7 protein-coding genes and 1 pseudogene are annotated in these 6,199 nt (G+C 71.7%); 1 reads left to right on the top strand and 7 read right to left on the bottom strand.

Translation table 11 applies throughout. The features are described 5' to 3' along the window. A pseudogene (locus AB0N17_RS41925) lies at positions 1-97 on the top strand (EamA family transporter); the annotation flags it as partial. 189 nt (positions 98-286) lie between these two features. On the opposite strand, the gene AB0N17_RS41920 reads toward AB0N17_RS41925, so the two are convergent. From AB0N17_RS41920 to traB, 7 genes are all read right to left on the bottom strand, one after another. Next, positions 287-1,453: a DUF3631 domain-containing protein gene (locus AB0N17_RS41920; RefSeq protein ID WP_366016944.1), complete on the bottom strand. Its 1,167-nt coding sequence runs from the start codon at positions 1,451-1,453 to the stop codon at positions 287-289. Next, positions 1,450-1,875 carry a hypothetical protein gene (locus AB0N17_RS41915; protein ID WP_366016943.1) on the bottom strand — a complete coding sequence of 142 codons (426 nt, stop codon included), beginning with the start codon at positions 1,873-1,875 and terminating at the stop codon, positions 1,450-1,452. Before AB0N17_RS41915 ends, AB0N17_RS41920 begins: the two co-directional genes overlap by 4 nt. Continuing rightward, positions 1,872-2,792 carry a bifunctional DNA primase/polymerase gene (locus tag AB0N17_RS41910; RefSeq protein WP_366016942.1) on the bottom strand — a complete coding sequence of 307 codons (921 nt, stop codon included), beginning with the start codon at positions 2,790-2,792 and terminating at the stop codon, positions 1,872-1,874. The genes AB0N17_RS41915 and AB0N17_RS41910 overlap by 4 nt, the downstream gene beginning before the upstream one ends. A gap of 88 nt (positions 2,793-2,880) precedes the next feature. Beyond that, positions 2,881-3,327: a single-stranded DNA-binding protein gene (gene ssb / locus AB0N17_RS41905; protein ID WP_366016941.1), complete on the bottom strand. Its 447-nt coding sequence runs from the start codon at positions 3,325-3,327 to the stop codon at positions 2,881-2,883. Between the two features lie 4 nt (positions 3,328-3,331). Then, positions 3,332-3,502 carry a hypothetical protein gene (locus AB0N17_RS41900; RefSeq protein WP_366016940.1) on the bottom strand — a complete coding sequence of 57 codons (171 nt, stop codon included), beginning with the start codon at positions 3,500-3,502 and terminating at the stop codon, positions 3,332-3,334. 19 nt (positions 3,503-3,521) lie between these two features. Next, positions 3,522-3,977 (bottom strand): hypothetical protein, encoded by a 456-nt coding sequence (locus tag AB0N17_RS41895; RefSeq protein WP_366016939.1) that lies wholly within the window; start codon positions 3,975-3,977, stop codon positions 3,522-3,524. A 171-nt stretch (positions 3,978-4,148) separates the two neighbouring features. After that, positions 4,149-6,197 (bottom strand): plasmid transfer protein TraB, encoded by a 2,049-nt coding sequence (gene traB / locus AB0N17_RS41890; RefSeq protein ID WP_366016938.1) that lies wholly within the window; start codon positions 6,195-6,197, stop codon positions 4,149-4,151. Between the last annotated feature and the right edge of the window lie 2 nt (positions 6,198-6,199).

Below are 6,199 nucleotides of genomic sequence, written 5' to 3'. Positions count from 1 at the left end.
TGCCCTGCGCGCGCTCCCCGGCGCCCAGTGGCGCGGGGCGGCCCTGCTGGGCCTGGTGCTGAGCGGGATCTTCCTGCTGGAGACGTACGGCGGGGTGCCGGCTCCCCCGACAGGTCCGCTACTTCCGCTACCTCCGCTACCGCCCTGGTCAGGGGCATGATCGAGGTAGCGGATAGGGGTAGCGGTAGCGGATGGATCCGCTACCGGCCCCGGGATGGTGGCCGCGGGGCGGGTAGCGGATGAGGTCTGGCGGTAGCGGATGCGGGGCGCGCATCCGCTACCGATTTCAGGGCTCTGACCTGCCCGGTAGCGGAGGTAGCGGAAGTAGCGCACTTTCCGCGGGGGGTGGGCAGTACCGCTGCCACGCGTCGTGCAGGTCGCTCGCGTAGTAGCCCTTCATGACGCTTCCGCCGGTCTTGATGTTGCGGGCCGCGATCGGGGTGTTGTCCGCGGTGACGTACTCGCGCAGCATCCGCGAGAGCCCGCGGGCGTCCAGGGGCTTGCCGCTCATGTCCGCCCACGGCGCCTCTTCGAGGCTGTGGAGTCGGTCCAGGATGGCGACGGTGGGCAGGCGGTCGATGCCGTTGAACACGTAGTCGCGCAGGTCGGTCAGCAGGCGGATGCCGATGCTGCCCTTGTCGCTGGTCTTGGCCGCGCTCACCAGCTCGACGCAGGCGGCCCGGGCCCGCTCCGGCCACGCACCGCCGGCCGCCTCTGCGACGGCCAGAAGGGGTTCCCATACATCCGCGGGCCGGTCGCTGATGCCCTCCGGGAGTTGCGGGAACACCCCGTCGACCAGGTGGCGCACGGACTGTGCCCAGTTGGCGAGCCGGTCACGCAGCGCGTGACCTTCCTTCTCATGGATGCGCTGCCGGAACGGCTCCACACTCTCGTTCGGCGCGCGGCGCCGCATCCGGACGATGACGGAGCGGGTCAGGATCGTGTCCGGCAGCGAGCCGAGTCCGGCGACCGCGACCGCGCAGAACGACGGGAACTCCTGTACCTGCTGGTTGGCGCCGTCGCCCACGCACCGCCACATGACGCCGGAGCGGCGGTGGCCCGCGTTCAGGAACCCCCGGAGCTGTTCGTTCTCTCCGGCCTTGGGCCCGAAGACGGTATCGATCTCGTCGAACAGGATCGTGGGCCGTCCCTCCATCCCGGAGACCGCCCGGAAGAGCGCGGACGCGGACGCGTTGACCGCGACCATCGGGTACGGCACGAGGGTTTCCACGATCTCCAGCGCCCGGGACTTGCCGGAGCCGGGCTCCGGGGAGAGGAACGCGATGCGCGGGGTGGAGTCGAAGCAGTCGAGCAGGTGGGCGTGCGCGTCCCAGAGCGTGACGGCGACGTACGCGGCATCGAGGGGGAAGATGTTGAAGCGGCGGTGGAACGCTTCGACTTCATCGAGCAGGACAGCTCCGTCGGCGGGCTGGAGCGTGGTCGTGTCGGTCATGCGGCGTTCCTCCTTTCGGTGTTCGGGCCGGGTGTGCCGGTGCAGAAGTGCTCGTGTGCCTCGTACTCGGTGACCAGGTCGGCCACCGCCTGCTGTCCGCGGGCGGCGCCGGTCTGGCCGCACGGGCAGGCGTAGGCGGTGGTGGGCGTGGCGCCGTAGCGCTTGGACCAGCGGGCGCCGTCGTAGTGGTGGCGGTAGACCGGCGGGGCGTAGATGCGGATGCCCGGCCGCTCCGGCGTCGGGTCGTCGGGGTTCCGGCTGGTCGGGTGCGGGTCAGAACGAAGAGCTGAAAGGACGCCCTGACGGGCGGCCTTTCCTTGGCCGCACCCCCGAGCCGGGCGTACCGCGCGGGTGGCGGAGTCCGACCAACCAGCCGTGTCGGGTATGCATTTGGGCTGCGGGCGGGGCGGGTTGTGGCTCATGTCGTCACCCGGGCGCGGCAGGTACGGGCGGAGTAGGCCAGCGCGTCCCGGATCGTGGCGCGGCACTCGGCCGCCGGCAGTCCGGCCGCCTCACCGGCCGCCCCAAATGCCTGCTCGACCACGTCCCGGGCGATCTCGCCCCAGACGACGAAGCGTCCGATGGCGATCGTGCGCTTTAGCAGGAGGTCATGCCGCTGGCCCTCCGGCGCCTTGCTGACCCGTGCGGCCTCCCGCTCCAGCGCCACCGCAGCGCGGCGGGTGGCCCCGCTCTGGATCAGCAGCGGTGCAGGCGCGACGGGCGGTGTGGGCGCGGGCCGGAGGTGGTGCAGCAGCCACGCGGGCAGCACCGCCACGGGCGCGTTGTCGGTCACCTCGTACGCCCCGGCCGTGGTGACGCTGCCCGCGGCGACGATGTTGCCGCCCCACGCGCGGGTGTCGACGTTCGGCGCCACAGTCTTGGCCGTGCAGGGCAGACGCACGCCGGGCGGGGAAGTGAAGTACAGATGCATGCCGCCGGAGGGCGTCCGCACCGTGTAGGTGGTCGGCCAGGGCACTCCGGCGCGCTCGCAGAGCGCCGAAAGGGTCGTCGCGCCGTCAGGCGCGTCCGCACTGCCCTGGCTGTTCTGCTTCGGTATGTCCAGGTCGACGACGACCAGGCCGGAGGGCCCGGTGGCGATGCCGATGTTGAACGCGCCTGCGGACCACGCGGCGCGGATGCGGTCGGGGTCGGTGGTGGCGCGCTGCTCCCATTTCACGTGTCCGCTGGTGCACTCGCCGGTGTGGGGGCAGGCGTGTTCGCCGTGTAGGGCGGATGCCTTGCTGCCGGGGCGGAGCGGGTGGATGCGCCACCCGCGCGCGGCGGCGGCCAGGGCGGCGGAGAGCAGGTGCTCTCGCTGCGCGGCGGTCGGATGGGTCATGCTGGAGGCCTCCAACAGGTCTGTTGTGGACTGGTTGGCCGGGGCGACCGCGTGTCTTTGGCGAGAGAGGCGGTCGCCCCGGGCACAGCTAGAACGGCGGCTCATTGCCCGGTTCGGCGGGGTTGCCCGCGGTGTTCCACGGGTGGTCGGACGGGGCGACGCCGCTGGTGCGCTTGCCATTGATCTGGACGGTGGTGAAGCGCAGGGACGCCCCGATCTCGTCGACCTCGACGGCGAGCATCGAGCGGTTCTCGCCCTCCGGGGTCTGCCAGTCGTGCTGACGGATCCGGCCGGACAGCACCACACGCGAGCCCTTGCCCAGCGACTCGGCCACGTGTTCCGCGAGGGTGCGCCAGGCGGCGCAGCGGAAGAACGTGGACGTGCCGTCCTTCCACTGGTTCGACTCGCGGTCGAAGGTGCGCGGGGTCGAGGCGACCGTGAACCGCGCGAGTGCCTGGCCGGACGCGGTGAACTTCAGCTCCGGGTCGGCGGTCAGGTTGCCGATGATGGTGATCGGGGTCTCTCCGAACGACATGTGATCACTCGCTTTCGGGTGTGGTGGGCCGGTGGTCGGCGGTGAAGTAGAGGCGGGTGCGCTTGCCGTCGCGGGTGGGGTACTGGCGTGCCGGGCCGGTGTCGAACACGGCGGCCAGAGCCCGACTGACGTGTTCGGCGTCGGCCCGGTCGCAGATGACGCGGATCTCGAACACGGGTCTCCTGTCTGCGTGGTCAGCCGTGAAAGTGGCTGCGCTTGATGACGGCCTTGCGGATGTTGACCGTGGTCCCGCCGTGGTCGTGGTGGCCGGTGGCGCCGAAGATCTGCACGGCGATCCATCCGCCGAAAATGACGGCGGCCAGGATGATGAGCTGGGTGATGAACGCGGTCAGGGCGGCGATGAACGAGGTGAGCAGGAACAGTCCGCCGCACACCGCGCCGAACCCGATGCCCCCGAGCGCGATGTTGACCGCCGTCCGCGAGACGGTCGGCCGCGTGTCGACCGGTGCGGGGGCGGGCGCGGGGGTGAGGGCGTAGCCGGTGACGACTCGGCCGTCGGGCAGGACGATGCTCTGCACGGTCGGCGGCGGGCCCGGCTGCATCGGCACCAGGTGCGCGGTGGGCGAGTGCACGGTGATCGGCTGGGGGTGGTGGATTTCGACGGCCGCGGGCCGCTCGGGGTGGCTCACGGGGACTCCCTTCGGGATGGCCGCGGGCCCGCGCCACCAGGGGTGAGCGCGGGCCCGCGGGAGGGTGTTACGAGCAGGTGTTAGGCCGCGTGACCGGCCGCTGTTAGGGCGGGTAACACGCGTGTCTGCCTAGGGGTTTAGGTGTTAGGCGGCCGTAACGCGTTAGGGGTGTCAGGCGGCCGTGAGGGCGGGGATGATGCGCCACCGGCCGGTGGTATTGGTCGCTTCCAACCGGCCTTCCTGCGCCGCTTCCTTCAGCCGGAGGGACACCCAGGAGCGGGAGAGGTTGTGGGCGTCGCACCAGTCGGTGAAGTCCTTCGGGCCCACGATCATTCGGCCCTCGCTCTCGAACTCCGCCAGCGCGTCCGCGAACAGGCGCCGGGCCTCCTCCGGCGACGGCTTACGGCCCGGCTCCTGTCCGAAGATCGGGGCGTCATCGCCCGCCTCCGACGCGGGGAGGTCGGCCTCCGGGTCGATGTCCCGGTCCTCCGGGTCCACCAGCAAGCCGCCCTGCTCCATGTCGTCCTCCTCCTGCTCGACGGCCCGAAGCGCCGTCGGCTGCTCGGTGCCGGACGCGGCCCGGCCGGTGTAGGCCCGTCCGGCGACGCTGGAGGCGGCGCCGGCGGTGACGGGATCCGCGTGGGCGCCGTTACGCTGTGCCCAGGTGGCGAGCAGTTCCATGACCGGCACCGCCCGGTGCGTGAAGCGCCGGGTACGGCCCGGGGAGGGGTAGCGGTCCTCCGGGATGCCGGGTGAGACGACATAGCAGTAGCCCGGCCGCCGGTTACCCCACGCGCCCGGGTGGGCGCCCGCGGCCAAGACCTCGTCCGGCAGCGAGAACCCCTCGTCGCGCGCGTCGCAGCCCAGCGCGATCACCGACGGCAGAGAGGCCCGGGTGCTGGTGGACATCTGGTCGTACGACGGCCGCTGAAGCGACACGATCAGCGAGATACCGGCGGAACGGGCCTCCTGCGCGATGCCGGTGAACGCGTCGTCCCCCAGCGCGCGCAGGGTGTTGGCGGCCTCCTCGAACCAGGCCACCAGGAACGGCATCCCCGGGCAACCGCACGGCCGCCCGTCCGGGCGGCAGGTGTGCTCCGGGCTGGTCTGCTGCTGAGCGGCCTCCGGTACCCACTGCCGGTAGCCGTGGGCACCCAGCCAGCGCGTACGCGCCGGGATCGCCGCCTCGACGGACGCCACCAGGACCTCCGTCGGGGTGCCGCCCTCGACTCCCCAGTCCAGCCCGGGGCGCAGGGCCGCGAAGTCCTGGAACGCCTTCGGGTCGGAAAACCACACGATCACGTCTCGGCGGGAGAGGATCTCCGTCAGCAGGTTCAGGGCAGTGTCACCCTTGCCGGACCCGGTACCGCCTGCCACCAGGACGTGGGTGGAGTTGCGGCCCGCCTCCGGGTCGCCCGGAAGCCAGATCACCAGCGGGGCGCCGTCGTCGTACCGGCCGATGACCAGCGGTTCGGCGATGGATCCCCCGAGGTTGGAGGGTCCTTCCCACTCGACGACTTCGGCCAGCATGTCTTCCGGCACGATGACCAGTTCCCCGCGCCGGGCGGAGCCGGGGTCGGGGGTGTAGCGCACGGCGGAGGTCGGCAGGTCCAGGGCGGAGGCGATGTTGCCCAGTGCCTTGGTCATGTCGTCGTTGGTCTGCACGCCGGCTTCCAGCGCGACCGGCGCCGTGACGCGGTTCGGTTCCACCTTCGCGTTGCCGATCTGCGCGCGCGCCAGCCCAACCTTCTCCAACAGACCCTTGTCCGAGCCTTCGCCCGACGCGTCCGGGCTGTGCCGCAGCACCATCCGGACGTTCCAGGACAGGGCCAGGGCGGGACCGCCCATCAGGTACAGGTCGCCGACCGGGCTCGCGGTCGGGCCCGCGAGGCAGGCGGCGGTCAGCCAGGCGGAGCCTGCGGCCACGGTGATGGCTGAGTGCAAGCGCCGCTGCTGGCTGGTGTTCTTGCCGATCAGCCAGGTGGCGCCGGTCAGCACCACCGACCCAAGGGTGAGGCCCACGGCCGCCGGTGCGCTGTCGGCCCACCGCAGATGACCCAGTACCCCGGCCAGGCCGGTACCGGCCCAGCCGAGCCACGGCGGGATGTGCGGCTTGGCCCGGTGCAGCAGGTACTTGCCGACCCCGCCGGCGTCCGAGCCGCCCCGGAGCTGCAGTTCCAGCAGCTCAGCCAGCTGATGCTGTGCGTCGCGCTCAACCATTC

The sequence above is a fragment of the Streptomyces sp. NPDC051133 genome (assembly GCF_040682635.1).
Lineage (GTDB): Bacteria > Actinomycetota > Actinomycetes > Streptomycetales > Streptomycetaceae > Streptomyces.
The sequence above is the reverse complement of the archived record's forward strand: the minus strand, read 5'-3'. Positions and strand labels throughout refer to the sequence as shown.

Coding starts and splice junctions, on each gene's coding strand:
- AB0N17_RS41920 (WP_366016944.1), bottom strand. CDS start 1,453: ATGACCGACACGACCACGCTCCAGCCCGCCGACGGAGCTGTCCTGCTC.
- AB0N17_RS41915 (WP_366016943.1), bottom strand. CDS start 1,875: ATGAGCCACAACCCGCCCCGCCCGCAGCCCAAATGCATACCCGACACG.
- traB (WP_366016938.1), bottom strand. CDS start 6,197: ATGGTTGAGCGCGACGCACAGCATCAGCTGGCTGAGCTGCTGGAACTG.
- AB0N17_RS41910 (WP_366016942.1), bottom strand. CDS start 2,792: ATGACCCATCCGACCGCCGCGCAGCGAGAGCACCTGCTCTCCGCCGCC.
- ssb (WP_366016941.1), bottom strand. CDS start 3,327: ATGTCGTTCGGAGAGACCCCGATCACCATCATCGGCAACCTGACCGCC.